14 protein-coding genes are annotated in these 22,828 nt (G+C 54.4%); 5 read left to right on the top strand and 9 right to left on the bottom strand.

Features of this window, described 5'->3' with window-relative positions:
• Window positions 1-233: 233 nt before the first annotated feature.
• Window positions 234-1,586 carry a glycerol-3-phosphate transporter gene (glpT, locus tag ACOTX3_RS05455; protein ID WP_013098018.1) on the top strand — a complete coding sequence of 451 codons (1,353 nt, stop codon included), beginning with the start codon at window positions 234-236 and terminating at the stop codon, window positions 1,584-1,586.
• Window positions 1,587-1,597: 11 nt separating this feature from the next.
• A complete protein-coding gene (gene glpQ, locus ACOTX3_RS05450) occupies window positions 1,598-2,656 on the top strand; it encodes a glycerophosphodiester phosphodiesterase (protein WP_013098017.1) in 1,059 nt (352 codons plus the stop codon).
• A 24-nt stretch (window positions 2,657-2,680) separates the two neighbouring features.
• Here the strand turns inward: glpQ and ACOTX3_RS05445 are convergent, their stop codons facing one another.
• The 7 genes from ACOTX3_RS05445 to ubiG all read right to left on the bottom strand — a co-directional run bounded on the left by ACOTX3_RS05445 (window position 2,681) and on the right by ubiG (window position 11,757).
• On the bottom strand, window positions 2,681-3,610 hold the full coding sequence (locus tag ACOTX3_RS05445) for a LysR family transcriptional regulator (RefSeq protein ID WP_058678188.1): 930 nt from the start codon (window positions 3,608-3,610) through the stop codon (window positions 2,681-2,683).
• Window positions 3,611-3,641: 31 nt separating this feature from the next.
• On the bottom strand, window positions 3,642-5,162 hold the full coding sequence (locus ACOTX3_RS05440) for a GMC family oxidoreductase (protein WP_407205111.1): 1,521 nt from the start codon (window positions 5,160-5,162) through the stop codon (window positions 3,642-3,644).
• Window positions 5,092-6,756: a GMC family oxidoreductase gene (locus ACOTX3_RS05435; protein WP_234355606.1), complete on the bottom strand. Its 1,665-nt coding sequence runs from the start codon at window positions 6,754-6,756 to the stop codon at window positions 5,092-5,094. Before ACOTX3_RS05435 ends, ACOTX3_RS05440 begins: the two co-directional genes overlap by 71 nt.
• Window positions 6,757-6,902: 146 nt before the next feature.
• On the bottom strand, window positions 6,903-7,157 hold the full coding sequence (yfaE, locus tag ACOTX3_RS05430) for a class I ribonucleotide reductase maintenance protein YfaE (protein ID WP_013098013.1): 255 nt from the start codon (window positions 7,155-7,157) through the stop codon (window positions 6,903-6,905).
• Window positions 7,157-8,287 carry a class Ia ribonucleoside-diphosphate reductase subunit beta gene (gene nrdB / locus ACOTX3_RS05425; RefSeq protein WP_013098012.1) on the bottom strand — a complete coding sequence of 377 codons (1,131 nt, stop codon included), beginning with the start codon at window positions 8,285-8,287 and terminating at the stop codon, window positions 7,157-7,159. Before nrdB ends, yfaE begins: the two co-directional genes overlap by 1 nt.
• A gap of 107 nt (window positions 8,288-8,394) precedes the next feature.
• Window positions 8,395-10,680 (bottom strand): class 1a ribonucleoside-diphosphate reductase subunit alpha, encoded by a 2,286-nt coding sequence (gene nrdA, locus ACOTX3_RS05420; RefSeq protein WP_020690664.1) that lies wholly within the window; start codon window positions 10,678-10,680, stop codon window positions 8,395-8,397.
• A gap of 348 nt (window positions 10,681-11,028) precedes the next feature.
• Complete coding sequence (gene ubiG, locus ACOTX3_RS05415; RefSeq protein ID WP_058678185.1) at window positions 11,029-11,757, bottom strand: bifunctional 2-polyprenyl-6-hydroxyphenol methylase/3-demethylubiquinol 3-O-methyltransferase UbiG; 729 nt, start codon at window positions 11,755-11,757, stop codon at window positions 11,029-11,031.
• Between the two features lie 146 nt (window positions 11,758-11,903).
• Here ubiG and gyrA point away from each other — a divergent pair, with 146 nt between their 5' ends.
• Together gyrA and rcsC are read left to right on the top strand one after the other, a co-directional pair.
• The gene (gene gyrA / locus ACOTX3_RS05410) at window positions 11,904-14,540 is read left to right on the top strand and encodes a DNA topoisomerase (ATP-hydrolyzing) subunit A (RefSeq protein WP_058678184.1); all 2,637 of its coding nucleotides are present in this window, start codon (window positions 11,904-11,906) and stop codon (window positions 14,538-14,540) included.
• Window positions 14,541-14,675: 135 nt separating this feature from the next.
• Entirely contained in the window at window positions 14,676-17,522 is a 2,847-nt protein-coding gene (gene rcsC / locus ACOTX3_RS05405; protein ID WP_048972308.1) for a two-component system sensor histidine kinase RcsC, read from the top strand.
• Between the two features lie 88 nt (window positions 17,523-17,610).
• On the opposite strand, the gene rcsB is transcribed toward rcsC, so the two are convergent.
• Both rcsB and rcsD read right to left on the bottom strand, forming a co-directional pair.
• Entirely contained in the window at window positions 17,611-18,261 is a 651-nt protein-coding gene (gene rcsB, locus ACOTX3_RS05400) for a response regulator transcription factor RcsB (protein ID WP_003859405.1), read from the bottom strand.
• A gap of 16 nt (window positions 18,262-18,277) precedes the next feature.
• Window positions 18,278-20,950: a phosphotransferase RcsD gene (gene rcsD / locus ACOTX3_RS05395; protein ID WP_058678183.1), complete on the bottom strand. Its 2,673-nt coding sequence runs from the start codon at window positions 20,948-20,950 to the stop codon at window positions 18,278-18,280.
• A gap of 741 nt (window positions 20,951-21,691) precedes the next feature.
• On the opposite strand from rcsD, the gene ACOTX3_RS05390 reads away from it, so the two are divergent.
• The gene (locus tag ACOTX3_RS05390; RefSeq protein ID WP_023619744.1) at window positions 21,692-22,807 is read left to right on the top strand and encodes a porin OmpC; all 1,116 of its coding nucleotides are present in this window, start codon (window positions 21,692-21,694) and stop codon (window positions 22,805-22,807) included.
• Window positions 22,808-22,828 lie beyond the last annotated feature (21 nt).

Genomic DNA, 22,828 nt, shown 5'->3' with positions numbered 1-22,828 from the left:
TTTATCATTTAGCCACATGAAAACTGTGGTTTGTTTGATTTCGAACACAAACGAGCGAAATTCGAAAGTGAAACGTGATTTCATGCGCTTTTTTGCGCATGTTGTCATATTTCTGTAACAATTTGTGCGTTGATTCACAGTAACAATCACCGTGATTTCTTAACATCCCCGCCTTGCTGGAGTTTGGGGCAGTTAAACCCCTGTAAATTCAATACATGGCCACGGAGGCTGTCATGCTCAGTATCTTTAAACCTGCGCCGCACCGGGCGCGTCTGCCTGAGGCAGAAATAGATCCGCTTTACCGCCGCCTGCGCTGGCAAATTTTCCTGGGGATCTTCTTCGGGTATGCGGCGTATTACCTTGTGCGTAAAAACTTTGCCCTCGCCATGCCTTATCTGGTTGAGCAGGGCTTTTCGCGTGGCGATCTCGGGTTCGCGCTGTCGGGGATCTCCATCGCCTACGGCTTTTCGAAATTCATCATGGGATCGGTGTCGGATCGCTCGAATCCGCGCGTGTTCCTGCCAGCCGGTCTGATCCTGGCGGCGGCGGTGATGCTGTTTATGGGCTTTGTGCCATGGGCAACGTCCAGCATCGCCATTATGTTTGTGCTGCTGTTCCTGTGCGGCTGGTTCCAGGGGATGGGATGGCCGCCATGCGGGCGTACCATGGTGCACTGGTGGTCGCAAAAGGAGCGTGGCGGCATTGTGTCGGTGTGGAACTGCGCGCATAACGTGGGTGGCGGCATTCCGCCTCTGCTGTTCCTGCTGGGGATGGCCTGGTTTAACGACTGGCACGCTGCGCTCTATATGCCTGCCTTTGGCGCCATTCTGGTGGCGATTATCGCCTTTGCGCTGATGCGTGATACACCGCAGTCCTGCGGCCTGCCGCCGATTGAGGAGTACAAAAACGACTATCCGGATGATTACAGCGAGAAGCACGAAGAAGAGCTGACGGCAAAGCAGATCTTCATGAAGTACGTGTTGCCGAACAAACTGCTGTGGTACATCGCGGTTGCGAACGTGTTTGTTTACCTGCTGCGTTACGGCATCCTCGACTGGTCACCGACCTACCTGAAAGAGGTGAAGCATTTCGCGCTGGATAAATCCTCCTGGGCCTACTTCCTGTACGAATACGCGGGGATCCCGGGGACGCTGATTTGCGGCTGGATGTCGGACAAAGTATTTAAGGGCAACCGTGGCGCAACGGGCGTCTTCTTTATGACGCTCGTGACCATTGCCACCGTCGTCTACTGGCTCAACCCGCCGGGTAACCCGGGCGTGGATATGACCTGTATGATCGTCATCGGCTTCCTGATTTATGGTCCTGTTATGTTGATCGGTCTGCATGCGCTGGAACTGGCACCGAAAAAAGCAGCCGGTACGGCGGCAGGCTTTACCGGTCTGTTTGGCTACCTGGGCGGTTCGGTCGCGGCGAGCGCCATCGTGGGCTATACCGTTGACTTCTTCGGCTGGGACGGCGGCTTTATGGTGATGATCGGCGGCAGCGTGCTGGCGGTACTGCTGCTGATTGTTGTGATGATCGGTGAAAAACGTCACCACGCGGACGTGCTGGCGCGTCGTCAATAAGGAGCATTGCCATGAAATTAACTCAATTAGCGACCGGTCTGCTGCTGGCGGGCCTGATGACCGGCTCCGCACTGGCGGCGGACAAGATCGTTATTGCTCATCGCGGCGCAAGCGGCTATCTGCCGGAGCATACGCTACCGGCGAAAGCGATGGCCTACGCGCAGGGGGCCGATTATCTTGAGCAGGATCTGGTGATGACAAAGGACGACCAGCTGGTCGTCCTGCATGACCACTATCTTGATCGCGTGACCGATGTGGCGGAGCGTTTCCCGGACCGCGCCCGTAAAGATGGCCGTTTTTACGCCATCGATTTTACTCTGGATGAAATCCGTTCTCTGAAGTTTACCGAAGGCTTCGAGATTGAAAACGGCAAGAAGGTGCAGGTTTATCCGGGACGTTTCCCGATGGGTAAATCTGACTTCCGTATCCATACCTTCCAGGAAGAGATTGAGTTTGTTCAGGGGCTGAACCACTCAACGGGCAAAAATATCGGTATCTATCCGGAAATTAAAGCCCCGTGGTTCCATCACCAGGAAGGGAAAGACATTGCCGCGAAGACGCTGGAGGTGCTGAAGCAGTACGGCTACACCAGCAAGAAGGACAAAGTTTATCTCCAGTGTTTTGACGCCGCAGAACTGAAGCGCATCAAAACCGAGCTGGAGCCTAAGATGGGGATGGATCTCAATCTGGTCCAGCTGATTGCCTATACCGACTGGAACGAAACCCAGGAGAAGCAGGCAGACGGCAAGTGGGTAAACTACAACTACGACTGGATGTTCAAACCGGGTGCCATGAAGCAGATCGCGCAGTACGCCGACGGGATCGGGCCGGATTACCACATGCTGGTGGCGGAAGGTTCAACCCCGGGCCACGTGAAGCTGACGGCGATGGTAAAAGAGGCACACGCCAGCAAGATGCAGGTGCATCCGTATACGGTGCGTGCTGACCAGTTACCGCCGTACGCCACGGACGTGAATCAGCTTTACGAGGTGTTGTATAAGCAGGCGGACGTAGACGGGTTGTTTACGGATTTCCCGGATAAAGCAGTTTCATTCCTGCATAACAAGTAATACAAGGGGCCGTAAGGCCCTTTTTTATTCGGGCAGTAGGCCCGCCAGCCTTAGCTTTTTTTCCCATTCTGGCTCTGGCCCTAGCTGTTCTGCGACCAGGTTGACCAGCGCCTGGATCACCGGCGAGGCGCGACGCGTCTGGCGATACAGGGCCACAATGTTGCCACCATCCGGTTGCCAGCCGGGTAAAATAATATTCAGTTCTCCGCGCAATATCGCATCAGCACCTAAAAATAACGGCATGACCACAATCCCAAGCCCTGCTTTGGCGGCTTCCAGCAGGCTGAAAGCATTATCCGAACGCAGACGATTTCTGACGCGCCAGTTCTGGCGCTGCCCGTTATGCAGTAGCTGCCAGCAACCGCCTGGCGCACGGTGGGTATATAACAGTCCGTCATGCTGCTCCAGCTCAACGGGGTGCACAGGCGTGCCCCGTTGCGCCAGATAGTCCGGGCTCGCGCACAGCCAGGTCAGATTGCGCGCCAGCGTGCGGGCGATGAGCGTAGAGTCCGGGACGAGACCGAGGCGGATGGCGATATCAAAGTCGGGCTGATGCATATTAATCTGCCGATCTTCTGTCGAGATATCGAGAGACAGCCCCGGATGAGCGCCAATAAATCCGGCCAGGATCCTCGACAGATGGGTGGTCATAAAGGTATGCGAGGTGGCGATACGCAGCTCGCCGTGAAGCTCGCTGCGTGAGGGTGCCACGGCTTCTTCCGCCTGTGTGACTTCGTCAAGGATACGCACGCACTCCTGATAAAAAAGCAGACCCGCTTCCGTCAGGCTAAGGCGGGGCCCACGCTCCAGCAAGCTTGCGCCAAGCCGTTTCTCCAGCATCTTGACGCGCTGGCTGATCACCGATTTTGATGTCCCCAGTTTTGCCGCCGCGCCAGCAAAGCTTTGCGACTCAACAACCGAAACAAACGTGCTCATCTCCACGAACTTGTTCACACAGGCGCTCCTTTATGGCTTATTCGGTTTACTATGCGCCGTTCAGGGAGCCGGAAAAACGGCTGGCGAGATATTCTGCCGCCATGATCACATCCGGGTTAGTCGCCTGAGAGGGAACGTCCGGGAACAGCGAGGCATCGACGACAAACAGCCCGTTAATGCCGAAGACGTTGCCGCACGCGTCCACTACTGCTGCCGGATCGCTTTCTTTACCCATCGGTGCTGTCGCGCTGAGGTGTAGATTGCTTTTCACCGTCGCACGCTGCTCCTCTGCTATCTGCTGGTCTGTTTTGGCGAGTTTACCGCCTTTAACTGCCGGGACTTCGCCAGTAACCAGTGCCTGCAATGGACCTTCCTGCACCAGTGCCCGTGACAACTTCACCGCTTCGACCATCCGTATGACGTCGCGCTCGTCGCCCAGCAGATTGAGATCGATACTGGGGGCGAGCAGCGGATTGCGGCTCGTCAGTGTCAGGCGCCCACGGGCGCAGGGGCGAGCCACGGTGAAAAAGAGCTGGAAACCCGCCCCGTGTGGAAACAGTCCCGGATCGACGAAGTGGTTATTGCTGATATACAGATCCAGTTCGTCGGCTGCGGCCAGCGAAGATTGCGTCCAGAGCGTTGCACCTATTGGGGGATAGCTGGCATGTTCTGCAGAGGTCGCCAGCATGATCCCGTTCACGGGTTGTTCCTGCAAATTGCGGCCAACGGGGAGATCCTGTTTTAGCGGGATTTCCAGACGGCGTAAATCGTCAGCAGGACCAATGCCGGAGCGTAACAGAATGGCTGGCGTACCGGCCGCACCGGCACAAAGGAACACGCAGTCGGCAGCGATCCGTGTCCCATCCGCAAGCTGTATGCCGTTCACCCGCGAATTGTCTATCAGCGCTTTATCCACAACCGTCATGCCGACAATTGACAGATTCTTGCGCGCCCGAACCTCCGCCGTCAGGTAGACCATGCCAGTGTTTTGCCGGATGCCGTTGACAACATTCAGTGGATAGATGGCGACGCCGTGTTGTTGTTCGCCGTTAATATCGTCAATGGCGGCAAAGCCGTGAGCGCGACAGGCGTGATAAAACGCCTGACTTGCCGGACTGAGTGTCTCAAGCGCAGGTAATCGCACCGGAACGGGGCCGTGGCGGCCATGCCAGCGATCGTCGCCATAGTCGGCATTTTCAAGCCGTTTGAACCACGGTAAAACCTTATCAAACGACCAGTCGCTCAGGCCGCGCTTTACCCAGCGGTCAAAATCGGATTTAGGGGCGCGAACAAACGCGCCTGCGTTGATCGTGGAGCCGCCACCGAGCACTTTGGCCCGCAGATGACCAGAGGTATGATCGGTTCCCGTCGCCGCGCCGTGTTCCCAGACGTAATCACCGCCGCCAACAGAGTGACTTTGCGTCAGTTCATCCGGCCAGCCATCGGGGGCAAAGACGGGGCCGCCCTCCAGCAGCAATACCTGGCAGTCAGGGTTCTCGCTAAGACGTGCGGCGAGAACCGCACCCGCTGAACCACCGCCTGCGACTATGACGTCGTACGATTGTTTCATTATCCTGGCGCTGTTTTCCGGCTTGATGGATACCATTTTTCCTCTCCTCATGAATATCGTTACGCAGCGCATCAGCCAGTTTTTCTGCCATCATGATGATGGTCGGATTGAGGTTGATGAGCGGGATTTCGGGCAGGATCGATGCGTCGATGACCCGTAAGTCATGCAGACCATAGAGGCACCCGTTTTCATCCACCACGGCATAGGGGTCATCAGGGGGCCCCATCGGTGCGGTGGAGCAGGGGTGCTGGAGGGTGCTAACCCCCTGCGCCAGAGCCTGGCGAATGTCAGATTCATCATCCCCGACCGAGACTCCGGGGCTGATTTCGTACTCAATGAGCTGGCGTAGCGGCGGCATATCCGCCAGCAGGCGTGCCAGACGAAAACACTCGACCATCCGGCGCATGTCATCTTCTGTCGTCAGGTGATTAAGCGCTATTTCCGGTGCATCGTGAGGGTCACGGCTCTTCAGGCGGATGTAGCCTGTGGAGCTGCAATGCATGAGTTCCAGCCCGAGGGAGAAGGCGACGCCGGTTGGGCTGAGGTCTGCAGGTAACAGATGCGAAGGGGAAATGGCAATGTCCATTTCGCAGGCTGATCTGGCAAAGCTTGAATTCGTCCAGATCTGGGCGGCGACAACCGGATGCTCGTGGCCCTTAAGTTCGGCTTTTCCGGCGAAGTTTATCCAGTAGAAGGCGTGATCCCGCAGACGCTCACCCACCGGGGCCTCTTTCACGACGGGGATCGACAGCGATTCCAGATGGTGGCGTGGGCCGATGCCTGAGCGCAGCAATATCGCGGCGGAACCATAGGCGCCGGCGCTGAGGATTGTCTGGCGGGCAAAGCACTGTTTCCCGTCGGCAAGCTGCACGCCTTTGACCCGGTTCTCCTCAACGATCAGCTTGTCCGTGAGCGCCCCATACACGATGGTCAGGTTCGGGCGCTGGCGCACCTTGCGGGTAAGCCATGCCATTCCGGTATTCACCCGAACGCCGTTAATGATATTCATCGGATTGGGCCCGGCGCCGTTGTTGGCTTCTGGGTGGTTAAAGTCTTCAACCCGCGCAAAACCCAACTGCCACGCCGCTTCCAGGGTGGCCCGCTGAACTGGGGTGATCTCCTCTAACGTCATCTGATGGATCGGAAGTGGACCTTCACGACCATGATATTTATCCTCACCCAAAGGGTAGGTTTCCATCTTTTTGTAGTAGGGCAGCACATCCTCATATTTCCAGCCCTTAAGCCCTTTTGCCGTGATGCGTTCGAAATCCCAGGGGAGCGCCCGGCAGGCGACGGCGGCGTTAATGGCTGAACTTCCGCCGAGGGTTTTGCCGCGCGGAGTATAGACGGGATCGGGCTGGCTGACCGGGCTGGCGTAATAGCCCCATTCATATCGCTGATCGCCATTCGCCGCGATAATATTGCCGCTGTAAAGCAGTTCCGGATAGCCATCGGGATCAAAAGACGGACCATATTCCAGCAGCAGAACACGTGTCTGCTCATCTTCGCTAAGACGTGCTGCCAGCACTGCCCCGGCAGAGCCCGCGCCAACGATAATAATATCGTAGGGCATCGGCTCAGGGGATGTGGTCATGAATTGTTCTAAGGATAAAACGGACATTGCTGATGGCCTCCTCAGGTGGATATACCGTTAGAGTAAGCGGCATGAGGAGGGGTGAACAGGTGAGGAAAGGCGAATCACGGGTTCGTAAATCACGAACCCGAAAGGAGGGGTTGGCGCTATATTTCTATTTCAATATCACCTTTTGCCCGGCAGCAGCAGGGCAAAATTTCCCCTTCATTGATAAAGGCCAGCGGTTCGGTCAGCCAGTCCACCTGGCCGGTGACCAGGCGGCAGCGGCAGGAGCCGCAATAGCCTTCACGACACTGATACTCTACCGTCACCTGATTCGCCTCAAGGGCTGCCAGCAGGGAAGGGTGCTCTTCCTGGCACAGCACTTCTGTGCCCGAAAGACTCAGCGTTACGCGTGTCATCAGAGCTGGAAATTGCTCAGGTCGTCAGTGTTGACTTCAGAATCAATCTGACCGACCAGGTAAGAACTCACTTCCACTTCCTGTGGCGCCACCTGCACGTTATCGGACACCAGCCAGGTGTTGATCCACGGGATCGGGTTGGAGCGCGTCTGGAATGGCAGATCGAGACCGACCGCCTGCATACGGATGTTGGTGATGTACTCAACGTACTGGCACAGAATGTCTTTGTTCAGGCCAATCATGGAGCCGTCGCGGAACAGGTAGTCTGCCCACTCTTTCTCCTGCTGTGCGGCCAGCACGAACAGGTCGTAGCACTCCTGCTTGCACTCTTCAGCGATTTCCGCCATCTCCGGGTCGTCTGCACCGCTGCGCAACAGGTTCAGCATGTGCTGGGTGCCGGTCAGGTGCAGGGCTTCGTCACGGGCGATCAGACGGATGATTTTGGCGTTACCTTCCATCAGCTTGCGCTCGGCAAACGCAAAGGAGCAGGCAAAGCTCACGTAGAAGCGGATGGCTTCCAGGGCGTTAACGCTCATCAGGCACAGGTACAGCTGCTTTTTCAGCGCGCGCAGATTCACGGTGACGGTTTTGCCGTTCACGTTGTGGGTCCCTTCGCCCAGCAGGTGCCAGTAGCTGGTCATCTCGATCAGCTCGTCGTAGTAGTGGGCAATCCCTTCCGCGCGTTTCTGAATCTGCTCGTTGGTGACGATATCGTCAAACACCACCGCCGGATCGTTAACGATGTTGCGGATAATGTGGGTGTAAGAGCGGGAGTGGATCGTTTCCGAGAACGCCCAGGTTTCCACCCAGGTTTCCAGTTCCGGAATGGAGATCAGCGGCAGCAGGGCAACGTTCGGGCTGCGGCCCTGAATGGAGTCCAGCAGCGTCTGGTACTTCAGGTTGCTGATGAAAATGTGTTTTTCATGCTCCGGCAACGCCTGGAAATCGATACGATCGCGGGAAACGTCAACTTCCTCCGGACGCCAGAAGAAGGAGAGTTGCTTTTCAATCAGCTTTTCGAAGATGTCATATTTTTGCTGATCGTAGCGTGCCACATTGACCGGCTGGCCGAAGAACATCGGCTCTTTGAGCTGGTCGTTTTTCGTCTGTGAAAAGGTGGTATATGCCATGAGTGTGTCCTGTGGTGTTATTTCCCCCTCATCCCGGCCCTCTCCCACAGGGAGAGGGGGAAAGAGTTCCCTCTCCCTGTGGGAGAGGGTTAGGGTGAGGGGATTTATTAGATCTTACATGCGCCGCTTTCGCAGCCATCATCCTGAATTGACGGTGCCAGATCGTCCTGCGCGTCTTCTGCACCATCACGGGTGTTGTGATAATACAGAGTTTTCACGCCAAATTTGTACGCGGTGAGCAGGTCTTTCAGCAGTTGCTGCATGGGCACTTTACCAGACGGGAAACGCGTCGGGTCGTAGTTGGTATTGGCAGAGATCGACTGATCGATGAATTTCTGCATGATACCCACCAGCTGCAGATAGCCGTCATTGTTTGGCATTTCCCACAGCAGCTCGTAGTTGTCTTTCAGCAGTTCGTAATCCGGCACCACCTGGCGCAGGATACCGTCTTTCGACGCTTTAATGCTGACGTGACCGCGCGGCGGCTCGATACCGTTGGTGGCGTTAGAGATCTGCGAAGAGGTCTCAGACGGCATCAGGGCAGAGAGCGTGGAGTTGCGCAGGCCGTGAGTCTTAATGGACTCGCGCAGAGCTTCCCAGTCCAGATGCAGCGGCGCGTTTGCAATCGCATCCAGGTCTTTCTTGTAGGTGTCGATTGGCAGAATGCCTTTCGCATAGGTGGTTTCGTTAAACCACGGGCATGCGCCTTGCTCTTTCGCCAGCTCGTTAGACGCTTTCAGCAGGTAATACTGGATCGCTTCGAACGTTTCGTGGGTCAGGTTGTTCGCGCTGCCGTCGGAGTAACGCTTACCGTGTTTCGCCAGCCAGTAGGCGAAGTTGATGACGCCGATACCCAGCGTACGACGGCCCATTGCGCCGCGTTTCGCCGCCGGGATTGGGTAATCCTGGTAGTCCAGCAGGGCGTCGAGCGCACGGACGGCCAGCACTGCCAGCTCTTCCAGCTCGTCCAGGCTCTTAATTGCACCCAGGTTGAACGCAGACAGCGTACACAGCGCGATTTCGCCGTTTTCGTCGTTCACGTCTTCCAGCGGTTTGGTCGGCAGGGCGATCTCCAGGCACAGGTTAGACTGGCGCACTGGCGCAACAACCGGATCAAACGGGCTGTGGGTGTTGCAGTGGTCAACGTTCTGGATGTAGATACGGCCGGTAGAGGCACGTTCCTGCATCATCAGGGAGAACAGATCGACCGCCTTCACGCGCTGTTTACGGATGCTGTCGTCTTTTTCGTATTTGGTGTACAGACGTTCAAACTCGTCCTGATCGGCGAAGAACGCATCATACAGACCCGGGACATCGGACGGGCTGAACAGGGTAATGTCTTCACCTTTCAGCAGACGGGTGTACATCAGTTTGTTGATCTGTACGCCGTAGTCCATGTGACGTACGCGGTTACCTTCAACCCCACGGTTGTTTTTCAGTACCAGCAGGCTTTCGACTTCCAGGTGCCACATTGGGTAGAACAGGGTTGCCGCACCACCGCGCACGCCGCCCTGAGAGCAGGATTTTACTGCCGTCTGGAAGTGCTTGTAGAACGGGATACAACCGGTATGGAACGCTTCACCGCCGCGAATTGGGCTGCCCAGGGCACGAATGCGACCGGCGTTGATACCGATACCGGCACGCTGGGAGACGTATTTGACAATCGCGCTGGAGGTCGCGTTGATGGAATCCAGGCTGTCGCCGCACTCGATCAGTACGCAGGAGCTGAACTGACGGGTTGGGGTACGCACGCCAGACATAATCGGCGTCGGCAGAGAAATCTTGAACGTAGAGACCGCATCATAGAAACGCTTAACGTATTCCAGACGGGTGTCACGCGGGTAGTTTGAGAACAGGCAGGCGGCCACCAGAATATAGAGGAACTGGGCGCTCTCGTAGATTTCGCCCGTGACACGGTTCTGGACCAGGTATTTGCCTTCGAGCTGTTTCACCGCTGCGTAGGAGAAGTTCATATCACGCCAGTGATCGATAAACCCGTTCATCTGCTCGAACTCTTCTTCCGTATAGTCTTCCAGCAGATGCGTGTCGTATTTACCCAGCTCAACCATTTTCACCACGTGGTCGTAAAGCGCAGGCGGCTCGAACTGGCCGTAGGCTTTTTTACGCAGGTGGAAAATCGCCAGACGTGCAGCGAGGTACTGATAATCCGGCGCTTCGCGGGAGATCAGATCCGCCGCCGCTTTGATGATGGTTTCGTGGATATCAGACGTTTTGATGCCGTCGTAGAACTGAATATGGGAACGCAGTTCAACCTGGGAGATAGATACGTTGTTCAGGCCTTCTGCTGCCCAGTCGAGAACTCGATGGATTTTGTCCAGATTGATACGCTCGGTAGTACCGTCGCGCTTTGTCACCAGCAGACTCTGATTCATGTGGGTTTTACCTGTCCGTGAAATAAAAAAATATCCCCCGTTTATCCACAGATCCGCCTTGTGACTAACTCTGTGGATAAATACTACATATAGGGGGTTTGCGATAAGAGAAACGCTATATGGTGAGTATTCTAGTAAGGATTCTTTTCAGTACAAGGGTTGATTTTGACGTTAAATTGAGGTTGTGAAAGGGTAAAAAAGGCTAAGTCCTCATGCTGTAAGGCCTGGAAGAGATGTCAATAATTAAGAAAAAAAATTCAAAATTTGATCGAGTGCTGATTTCTTCAACGGGAGGTCAGAATTGCGCAACATGATGTCGCGCAATCTTTATAAGAATAATGGATGACGTTAGTCGTTTTTGGCGGTGGTGTGCAACATATAGTTAACATCCACGCCCGGGGCGAGTTTGAATTTATCGGTCAGCGGATTGTAGTGCAGACCGGTGATGTGCTGCTCCTTGAGCCACGTCTGGTCAACCCAGCCCAGTAACTCGGCAGGCTTGATGAATTTCTTCACGTCGTGTGTACCTTTGGGCACCATGCGCAGTACATACTCTGCGCCGACGACGGCCATCAGCCAGGCTTTGCCGTTACGGTTGATGGTGGAGAAGAAGACCTGGCCGCCCGGTTTCACCAGTTTTGCGCAGGCGTTGACGACGGACTGCGGGTCGGGAACGTGCTCCAGCATCTCCATGCAGGTGACCACGTCGTACTGGTGCGCATGTTTTGCCGCGTGTTCCTCAACGGTTTCCTGTACGTACTCCACCTGAATCCCGGACTCCAGCGCATGCAGACGGGCAACCTGCAACGGTTCAAAACCCATATCCAGGCCGGTGACGCTGGCCCCTTCGCGCGCCATGCTCTCTGCCAGGATGCCGCCGCCGCAGCCGACGTCGAGCACTTTTTTACCGAACAGACCGCCGGAACGCTCCGCGATATAGCCCAGACGCAGCGGGTTGATGCGATGCAGAGGTTTGAACTCACCTTCGAGATCCCACCAGCGGGACGCCACCGCTTCAAATTTGGCAATCTCTTCGTGGTCTACGTTGTGAGTCACCGGGGATTTTTCGGCATTCATGGGCGCTTTTACTCCTTATTTAGCAAGACGAATGAGTATATCAGGCAATCCCTGTGAATAAAGCGTATAGGTTTACCTGTATCACCGCGGCTGTGTTATAATTTGCGACCTTTGAATCCGGGATACAGTAGAGGGATAGCGGTTAGATGAGCGACCTTGCGAGAGAAATTACACCGGTTAACATCGAGGAAGAGCTGAAGAGCTCCTATCTGGACTATGCGATGTCGGTCATTGTTGGCCGTGCGCTGCCGGACGTCCGCGATGGCCTGAAGCCGGTACACCGTCGCGTACTATACGCCATGAACGTATTGGGCAATGACTGGAATAAAGCCTACAAAAAATCTGCCCGTGTCGTTGGTGACGTAATCGGTAAATACCATCCCCATGGTGATTCCGCGGTGTACGACACCATCGTTCGTATGGCGCAGCCTTTCTCGCTGCGTTACATGCTGGTAGATGGTCAGGGTAACTTTGGTTCTATCGACGGCGACTCCGCCGCGGCAATGCGTTATACGGAAATCCGTCTGGCGAAAATTGCCCATGAGCTGATGGCCGACCTGGAAAAAGAGACGGTTGATTTCGTTGATAACTACGATGGCACGGAAAAAATTCCTGACGTCATGCCAACGAAGATCCCTAACCTGCTGGTGAACGGTTCGTCCGGTATCGCCGTAGGGATGGCGACCAACATTCCGCCGCACAACATCACCGAAGTGATCAACGGCTGCCTGGCCTATATCGACGATGAAGACATCAGCATTGAAGGGCTGATGGAACACATCCCGGGCCCGGACTTCCCGACGGCGGCCATCATCAACGGTCGTCGTGGTATTGAAGAAGCGTACCGCACCGGTCGCGGCAAGATTTACATCCGTGCCCGCGCCGAAGTGGAAGCAGATGCCAAAACCGGCCGTGAAACCATCATTGTTCACGAGATCCCGTATCAGGTGAACAAAGCGCGACTGATTGAAAAAATCGCCGAGCTGGTAAAAGAAAAACGTGTTGAAGGCATCAGCGCGCTGCGTGACGAGTCTGATAAAGACGGTATGCGCATCGTGATTGAAATCAAACGCGACGCGGTGGGCGAGGTTGTGCTGAACAACCTGTACTCCCAGACCCAGCTGCAGGTCTCCTTCGGTATCAACATGGTTGCACTGCACCATGGTCAGCCGAAGATCATGAACCTGAAAGAGATCCTAAGCGCGTTTGTCCGTCACCGCCGCGAAGTGGTGACCCGTCGTACTATTTTCGAACTGCGTAAAGCGCGTGACCGTGCCCACATCCTTGAGGCACTGGCCGTGGCGCTGGCCAACATCGATCCGATCATCGAGCTGATCCGTCGCGCGCCAACCCCGGCGGAAGCGAAAACCGCGCTGATTTCCCGTCCGTGGGATCTGGGCAACGTTGCGGCAATGCTGGAGCGTGCCGGTGATGACGCCGCGCGTCCTGAGTGGCTGGAACCTGAATTCGGCGTGCGTGATGGTCAGTACTACCTGACTGAACAGCAGGCCCAGGCGATTCTGGATCTGCGTCTGCAGAAACTGACCGGCCTTGAGCATGAAAAACTGCTCGACGAATATAAAGAGCTGCTGGAGCAGATCGCTGAACTGCTGCACATCCTGGGCAGCGCAGAGCGTCTGATGGAAGTGATCCGCGAAGAGCTGGAGCTGATCCGCGATCAGTTCGGTGATGAGCGTCGCACCGAAATCACCGCCAACTCCGCAGATATCAACATCGAAGACCTGATCAACCAGGAAGACGTTGTTGTGACCCTGTCTCACCAGGGCTACGTGAAGTATCAGCCGTTAACTGACTACGAAGCACAGCGTCGTGGTGGTAAAGGCAAATCTGCGGCACGTATTAAAGAAGAAGACTTTATCGACCGTCTGCTGGTGGCGAACACCCATGACACCATCCTCTGCTTCTCCAGCCGGGGTCGTCTGTACTGGATGAAGGTCTACCAGTTGCCGGAAGCGAGCCGTGGTGCACGTGGTCGTCCGATCGTTAACCTGCTGCCGCTGGAAGCGAACGAACGTATCACCGCCATTCTGCCGGTACGCGAGTACGAAGAGGGCGTGAACGTCTTTATGGCGACCGCCAGCGGTACCGTGAAGAAAACCGCGCTGACCGAGTTCAGCCGTCCACGTTCTGCCGGTATCATCGCGGTGAACCTGAACGAAGGCGATGAGCTGATTGGCGTCGATCTGACTTCAGGCAAAGATGAAGTCATGCTCTTCTCCGCAGCCGGTAAAGTGGTGCGCTTCAAAGAAGACGCCGTCCGCGCAATGGGTCGTACCGCAACGGGCGTTCGCGGTATCAAACTGGCGGGCGAAGACAGCGTCGTTTCTCTGATTATTCCGCGCGGGGAAGGGGCTATCCTGACCGTGACGCAGAATGGTTACGGTAAACGTACCGCGGAAGGGGAATACCCAACCAAGTCGCGTGGCACGCAGGGCGTTATCTCTATCAAGGTGACCGAGCGCAACGGTTCCGTTGTGGGCGCGGTGCAGGTAGACGATGCCGACCAGATCATGATGATCACCGATGCCGGTACGCTGGTGCGTACCCGCGTGTCGGAGATTAGCGTGGTGGGTCGTAATACCCAGGGCGTTATCCTCATCCGTACGGCGGAAGATGAAAACGTGGTGGGTCTGCAACGTGTTGCTGAGCCGGTGGACGACGAAGAGCTCGACTCCATCGACGGTAGCGTCGCGGAAGGTGATGATGACATTGCACCGGAAGTGGACACCGACGATGATGCAGCGGATGACGCTGAGGAGTAATGTCTCCTGACGCATAAAGGGCCGGATTCCGGCCCTTTTCTTTTGCAGATGCAGACAAGTCAACGTTGCGACAAGCCGCGTTTACCGCTACCTTAACCACATTCTTTTTGACCCCGACGGCGGAGCCTCGCCCCTTTGAAATACCTCGTCTCCTTTCGAACCACGCTGAAAGTCTCTCGCTATCTGTTTCGGGCGCTGGCGCTCTTGCTTTGGTTACTGGTGGCCTTGTCCTCGGTGTTTTACATCGTCAACGCGCTGCACCAGAAAGAAGCGGAGATCCGCCAGGAATTTAACCTAAGTTCCGATCAGGCCCAGCGCTATATTCAGCGCACCTCCGACGTGATGAAGGAGCTGAAGTACATAGCCGAAAATCGCCTGACGGCGGAAAACGGTATTCTTGCCATCCGCGGCCGTAATGACAAAACCGAAGTACCGGATTTCGAGCCGCTGTTCCCGGATTCCGACTGCTCCGCCATGAGCAACACCTGGCGCGGTTCCCTGGAATCGCTCTCCTGGTTTATGCGCTACTGGCGCGACAACTTCTCCGCCGCCTATGACCTGAACCGCGTATTCCTGATTGGCAGCGAAAACCTCTGTATGGCCGACTTTGGCCTTCGCGATGTGCCCGTCGAACGTGATGATGCGCTGAAAAGCCTGCATGAACGCATTTTGAAATACCGCAATGCGCCGCAGGACGAGCGCGGGAATAACATCTTCTGGATAAGCCAGGGGCCGCGCATGGGCGTGGGCTATTTCTATGCGCTGACGCCAGTTTATCTGGGCAATCGCCTGCAGGCGCTACTGGGCATTGAACAGACCATCCGCATGGAAAACTTCTTCACGCCGGGCAGCCTGCCGATGGGAGTGACCATTCTGGATGAGAACGGCCATCCCCTGATTTCACTCACCGGGCCGGATAATCGCCTGAACGTCGATCCGCACTGGATGCAGGAGCGTTCGTGGTTTGGCTATACCTCAGGATTCCGTGAGCTGGTGCTGAAGAAAAGCTTACCGCCATCGTCGCTGAGTATTGTCTATTCCCTGCCGGTGGATATGGTGCTTGAGCGGATCCGTATTCTTATCATGAATGCCATCCTGCTGAACGTGCTGGCCGGTGGCGCGCTGTTTACCCTGGCGCGGATGTATGAGCGGAAGATTTTTATCCCCGCTGAAAGCGATGCCCAGCGTCTGGAGGAACACGAGCAGTTTAACCGTAAGATTGTTGCCTCCGCACCGGTGGGGATCTGTATCCTGCGCACCCAGGACGGCACCAATATCCTTAGTAATGAACTGGCGCATAACTACCTGAACATGCTGACGCACGAGGACCGGCAAAGGCTGACGCAAATTATCTGTGGTCAGCAGGTGAATTTTGTCGACGTGCTGACCAGCACCCACACCAACTTACAGATCAGCTTCGTGCATTCGCGCTATCGCAATGAAAACGTGGCGATTTGCGTGCTGGTGGATGTCTCAGCACGTGTGAAGATGGAAGAGTCTTTGCAGGAGATGGCCCAGGCGGCAGAGCAGGCCAGCCAGTCGAAATCCATGTTCCTTGCCACCGTCAGTCACGAACTGCGTACGCCGCTGTACGGGATTATCGGCAACCTCGATCTGCTGCAAACCAAAGAGCTGCCGAAAGGCGTTGATCGCCTGGTGACGGCGATGAACAACTCCTCAAGCCTGCTGCTGAAAATCATCAGCGACATTCTCGACTTCTCGAAAATTGAGTCCGAGCAGCTGAAAATTGAACCGCGCGAGTTCTCTCCGCGCGAGGTGATGAACCACATCAGCGCCAACTATCTGCCGCTGGTGGTACGTAAACAGCTGGGTCTCTATTGCTTTATTGAGCCAGACGTACCGCTGACGCTGCATGGCGATCCTATGCGTCTGCAGCAGGTCATTTCGAACCTGCTCAGTAACGCCATCAAGTTCACCGACATCGGCTGTATCGTGTTGCATGTGTGCCGGGCAGGGGACTACCTGAGCATTCGTGTGCGTGATACCGGCGTTGGGATCCCGGCGAAGGAAGTGGTTCGTCTGTTTGACCCGTTCTTCCAGGTTGGTACCGGCGTGCAGCGTAACTTCCAGGGGACCGGACTGGGGCTGGCAATTTGTGAGAAGCTCGTCAGCATGATGGACGGCGATATCTCGGTGGATACCGAACCCGGTATGGGTAGCCAGTTCACCATTCGTATTCCGCTCTATTCTGCGCAGTATCCGGCGAAAACGACGGTTGACGGCCTGAGCGATAAGCGCTGCTGGCTGGCGGTGCACAACGCCTCGCTGAATGATTATCTGACGGCACTGCTGAACCACAGCGGCGTGCGGGTTTCCCGTTATGAAGGCCAGACGCCGGACGTGGACGATGTATTGATCACCGATGACACGCTGGCGCAACCGTGGCAGGGAAGGGGCGTGGTGATGTTCTGTCGTCGCCACATCGGTATTCCGGTTGAGCGTGCGCCGGGCGAGTGGGTTCACAGTGTGGCGACGCCACATGAGCTGTTGGGGCTGCTGGCGCGCATCTACAGCGTGGAGCTCGAAGAGAACGATGGCGCGGCGACCCTGCCGTCACCGGAATCGCTGGCGTCGGTGAACGACGATATGATGATTCTGGTCGTGGATGACCATCCGATTAACCGTCGCCTGCTGGCTGACCAGCTGGGCTCGCTGGGTTATCAATGTAAAACCGCTAATGACGGCGTGGATGCGCTGAATGTGCTCAGTAAAAACCATATTGATATCGTTCTCAGCGACGTGAATATGCCCAATATGGACGGCTATCGTCTGACGCAGCGTATCCGCCAGCTTGGTCTGACGTTGCCGGTGGTTGGCGTCACGGCGAATGCGCTGGCGGAAGAGAAACAGCGCTGCCTGGAGTCAGGAATGGACAGCTGTCTGTCGAAACCGGTTACGCTGGACGTACTGAAGCAGACATTGTCGATATACGCGGATCGCGTGAGAAAAACGCGGACATAAAAAAGGCCCGTAAGGGCCTTTTACTTTTCACCCTCTCCCCGTGGGAGAGGGACGGGGTGAGGGCATCAGAACGCACACCCGTCCTGGATCAATCCTTATCCGTCGCGCTCAGCGTCACGGAGGAGAGATAGTTCAGCAGCGCGATATCGTTGTCCACGCCCAGTTTCATCATGGCTGATTTCTTCTGGCTACTGATGGTTTTAATACTGCGGTTCAGCTTCTTGGCAATCTCGGTCACGAGGAAACCTTCAGCGAAAAGACGCAGAACTTCGCTCTCTTTTGGCGACAGGCGTTTGTCACCGTAGCCACCTGCACTGATTTTTTCCAGCAGACGAGAGACGCTCTCAGGGGTGAACTTTTTGCCTTTCTGCAGCGCAGCCAGCGCTTTAGGCAGGTCAGTTGGTGCGCCCTGTTTCAGTACAATCCCTTCGATATCCAGATCCAGCACGGCGCTCAGAATCGCCGGGTTGTTATTCATGGTCAGAACAATGATCGAGATGTCCGGGAAGTGACGTTTAATATATTTGATGAGCGTGATCCCATCACCGTATTTGTCTCCAGGCATGGAGAGATCGGTAATGAGCACGTGTGCATCAAGTTTTGGGAGGTTATTGATCAGTGCTGTAGAGTCTTCAAATTCACCGACTACATTCACCCACTCGATCTGTTCAAGTGATTTGCGAATACCGAACAGTACAATCGGATGGTCATCGGCAATAATTACGTTCATATTGTTCATGTATTAGGCTACCTTGCTACAGCAAGCTTTTGACGTAGGCGTCAATGTCGCTGATGTATTTTTCAATGCCAGAGGCATCTTTCTCACGAATTAGATGTTCCAGCGTTTCACATAACTGCTTGCCGGGAACCAGATTAAGCATGGCAAACACCCCTTTAAGCCGGTGTGCTGTCTGCGCCAGCGCTGCAAAATCATTCGCAGCGGACTCAGTATACAACCGCTTAACATCATCTGGTACTGTATCAACAAAGAGTGAATAATATCCGCTGGCGTGAAGCTCGGCATTTTCATTGCCGCCTAACGGGGATTCCGCTATCTCTTCCTGCGCCAGTTGCTCTTCTATTAGTTGTAATACAGCTTCCTGCATCGCATTGCTTATATTAAAGTTGACGCGCAGCTGGCCTGGGCCGATTTTTCGCACGCCTGGCTCATCATCGCTTAAAAGCAAGCCGGAGGCAGTAAGATTAGACGGATTATCAGTTAAAAACAGATCAAATTCTTGACTTGAGAGTCTTTCATCCGGCGTGATGCAGGCCGCACCCCAGTTTTCCAGCAGGCGTACCACGATATTGCGGATCTCGTTCGAAGTCACATCCACCATCACAATCACATCGTCCAGCAGGCGTTCTTCATCTTCTTCCTGAGGATTGGCGGCCATTTTTACGTGCAGCGAATAACGGGTGCCAAGCGATTCACGGGCTTTAATGTTCAGATGGCCGCCAAGCTTACGCGCCAGCTGATCGCACAGCCAGAAGGTCAGGGCATTGGCCTTACCGTAGCGATCGCTTTGGGTATCGTTCAGGAACGGGAAGTGCAGATTATCAATCTCACTGGTTGTAACGCCTTCACCGGTATCGAGGATACGGAACGTCAGACGATCCTCCGCGGACTCGTCGGTATTGACCTCAAGCGTGATTTTGCCAATTTGCGTGGTGGTGACGGCGTACTGAATAATCATCAGCAGAATTCGACGCAGCGCCTCACGATCGCCGTGACGTTCGTCGTTGGCCGGCAGGTGGTTGTTGATCAGCAGCTGCAGACCTTTGCGCTTAATCACCGGCAGAACTTCCGGCACTACTTCGTCAATCAGATCCTGAATCGAGAAGAGGGTCGGCGTGCCTTTCCAGAAGTCGTTCTCGAGCATGTTCGCGAGCTGGATCTCATCCACCATCCGCACCAGCGAATCCGCCTGGCTTGCCAGCTGTTGGCTTTCAGGCGTGCTCAACGCCGCCGCCTGCGTCGCCAGCGTTCTTAATGGCTGTTTGAAGGCATCACCAATATTTTGCATAAACGCGGCGCGACCCTGCTGATTTTTCTCATACAGTCTTTGCGCCTGCTTCAGTTTTTTGTTCACCAGCACTTCGCGATCCTGATCGCGAATAATGAAGATCTGCGTGCGGGAGGCGACCTGGCTGCGGAACTGACGGATCTCGTACAGTTCATTATTGACGGTGGCCTGAATCACCCCCTGATGCTGATCCGCCATGGTGGTGATGTTCTGCAGGTTAAGATGCGGCAGCAGATGGTCGGCAATTTTATTGCTCATCACCGTGCGGTTGGCTTCCTGGTCGTGAACCAGCACACCCAGCGGCAGTACTGAGATGATTTCTTCATTCAGGGCACGTAATACGCGCAATTCATTACTGGTTCCGGCCGGGACCGTTGAGGCATCGCTCTGACGCCCGGGCTGGAAACGGAACGTACTGTAGCCAAACAGCGCCAGCGCCAGTAGCCCAATATTCAGTAGCAGCGGTAACAGGATATTTTGCAGGGTGTCGAGCAGCAGCGTGCCAAACGGCACCTGCCACACCAGGCGCATACCGGTTGAGTTCAGCGAAGAGGCAATTTCAATCTTCGAGCCGTTAAAGGAGATAGAAACGCTTTCTGCGGCCTCTTTATCCGAGGTAGCACGCATGTTCTGGGTACTGCTGTCCGGCTCCAGGCGGAAGCTGTCGAGCGGCATATCCGGCGGGATCAGATCGTTAATTGGCAGATCGAACGCCACAACCGTCGCCAGATGTCCTGGCTGGTTAAAGGTGGTGCGCAGGGTAAAGTAATGGCCATTTTGCCAGGCCAGACGGCGAAGGGAAGAGAAACTTTCGCGTTCATCAAGGGCGTTCGCCTGCTGCAGCATTTCTGCCCGGCGGGAATCGACTATGCTGCCCACGGTCGTCTCTTTAAAACCCGAGGAGAGATCTTTAAGCGGCAGGGTCGAAATCAGGATCATGCTGTTATCCTGACCGTTCAGATAGTACATCGACCATGGCACCGTCTCGGCACCCCAGAGGGTATCGAGATAGGTTGAAATGCGCTGCGTCATCTCAAGCGTCGCGCTGTCGTGCGAGCCGAAAATAAGCGCTTCCGTTTTGCGCTGCGGCTTTTCCAGGTAGTAAACGTCCTGCTTCAGGCGCGTTTCCTGCAGCCCTTCACCTGAGGATGTCGCCGGGGCGGCTGCGATATTGTCGTAAATCTGCCAGGTGGCGTAGCGCCAGGTGTCAATGCGCTTGTGCACGGCATGCGTGATATCAACGACCTGATAGCTCTTATCCTTCAGCCAGGCGTTCACCGCGCTCTGAACCATAACCCCCATCGTGACCAACAGCACAACGATCAAAAGAAGAAAGAAACGGGTGATGCTCCCGGGGAGAAGGGAGAATTTGCTCGGGGCGGTAGTTTCAGTCTGACTCATTGATATGTTTAACCCGTAATGGCCGTGCTTTATGGCGATAGGGCAGTATAAAGGGTAATAACTGAATTTCCAGCCTCATAGCCTTTGAACACGCGACTTTTTCCTCTGTGAGTACTACTGAATGGTCTGTATTAAATGTGTACATACCCGAGGTGAATGTACAGATTACGCTCGATATCAGACAGGGAATAGCACGAATAAACAAGAAATTATGATTTGTTGCGTTGCGTTTTATGCGGGAGGGGTTTCAGGTGAATTTAGTTAATAGTCGTTATGATTTCTGTGCGGTAGCACAAAAAAAGAATAATTACGTAAAGAAAGGTAAAAAAAAACCGAATGCGAAGCATTCGGTTGAATTAGGGATAAACAGACATTCAAAGCTGAATGACGGTAATAAATAAAGTTAATGATGATAGCGAGAGTTATTTTAGTGATTACGCACGATCTTGTTTTGTCATTCAGTGCTGTAAATTTTTATATTGTAACTATATGATTTTTATGGGTGTATATTTTCGTTTGATTATTAGTGCTAATTTCTTAAGCGCTTTGTGCTTTGTAAAAGTTCCTTGATGTTTACAAATTGAAACATCTTGATAGTGAAATGAAAAATTTTCAAAGTTTTCGTATCATATTCCTGTTGGATTATTCTGTAATTTTGAGGAGAATGAAATTGCCGACTGGTTAAGAGGGTTAACCGGTAAGCAGTGGTAATAATAAGGCATATAACAGAGGGTTAATAAAATGAAAGTTAAAGTACTGTCCCTCCTGGTACCAGCACTGCTGGTAGCAGGCGCAGCAAATGCGGCTGAAATTTATAACAAAGACGGCAACAAATTAGATCTGTACGGCAAAGTCGATGGTCTGCACTATTTCTCTGATGACGACGGTCAGGATGGCGACCAGACCTACATGCGTCTTGGCTTCAAAGGCGAAACTCAGGTTAACGATCAACTGACCGGTTACGGCCAGTGGGAATACCAGATTCAGGGTAACACGACGGAAAGCGACAACCAGGCCTGGACGCGTGTGGCGTTCGCGGGTCTGAAATTCGCTGACGCGGGTTCATTCGATTATGGTCGTAACTATGGCGTGATCTACGACGTAACCTCCTGGACTGACGTTCTGCCAGAATTCGGCGGCGACACTTATGGTTCAGATAACTTCCTGCAATCCCGTGCTAACGGTGTAGCAACTTACCGTAACCAGGACTTCTTCGGTCTGGTTGATGGCCTGAACTTTGCTCTGCAGTATCAGGGTAAAAACGGCAGCGTAAGCGGTGAAAACGACACCGGCCGCAGCACCCTGAAACAGAACGGTGACGGTTACGGTGCGTCCCTGACCTATAACCTGGGTGAAGGCTTCAGCATCGGTGGTGCAATGTCTTCTTCCAAACGTACTGCTGACCAGAACAACACCGCTAACCCTGCGCTGAAAGGCGAAGGCGATCGCGCTGAAGTCTATTCTGGTGGTCTGAAATACGACGCCAACAACATCTACCTGGCGGCGCAATACTCCCAGACCTACAACGCAACCCGTTTCGGCAACTCTCAGAGCAGCAGCGATATTTACGGCTTTGCTAACAAAGCGCAGAACTTCGAAGTGGTTGCTCAGTACCAGTTCGACTTCGGCCTGCGTCCATCCGTGGCATACCTGCAGTCCAAAGGTAAGGACATTGAAGGTTACGGCGATCAGGATCTGCTGAAATATGTTGATGTTGGTGCGACTTACTACTTCAACAAAAACATGTCTACCTATGTGGACTACAAAATCAACCTGCTGGATGACAAAGAGTTCACCCGTAATGCAGGTATCAGCACTGACGATATCGTAGCACTGGGTCTGGTTTACCAGTTCTAATCGCTTTTCAGTGTAACAAAG

It is taken from the genome of Enterobacter cloacae complex sp. IR5384, assembly GCF_049237265.1.
Classification (GTDB): domain Bacteria; phylum Pseudomonadota; class Gammaproteobacteria; order Enterobacterales; family Enterobacteriaceae; genus Enterobacter; species Enterobacter cloacae.
This window is presented reverse-complemented; position numbering and strand designations above follow the sequence as displayed.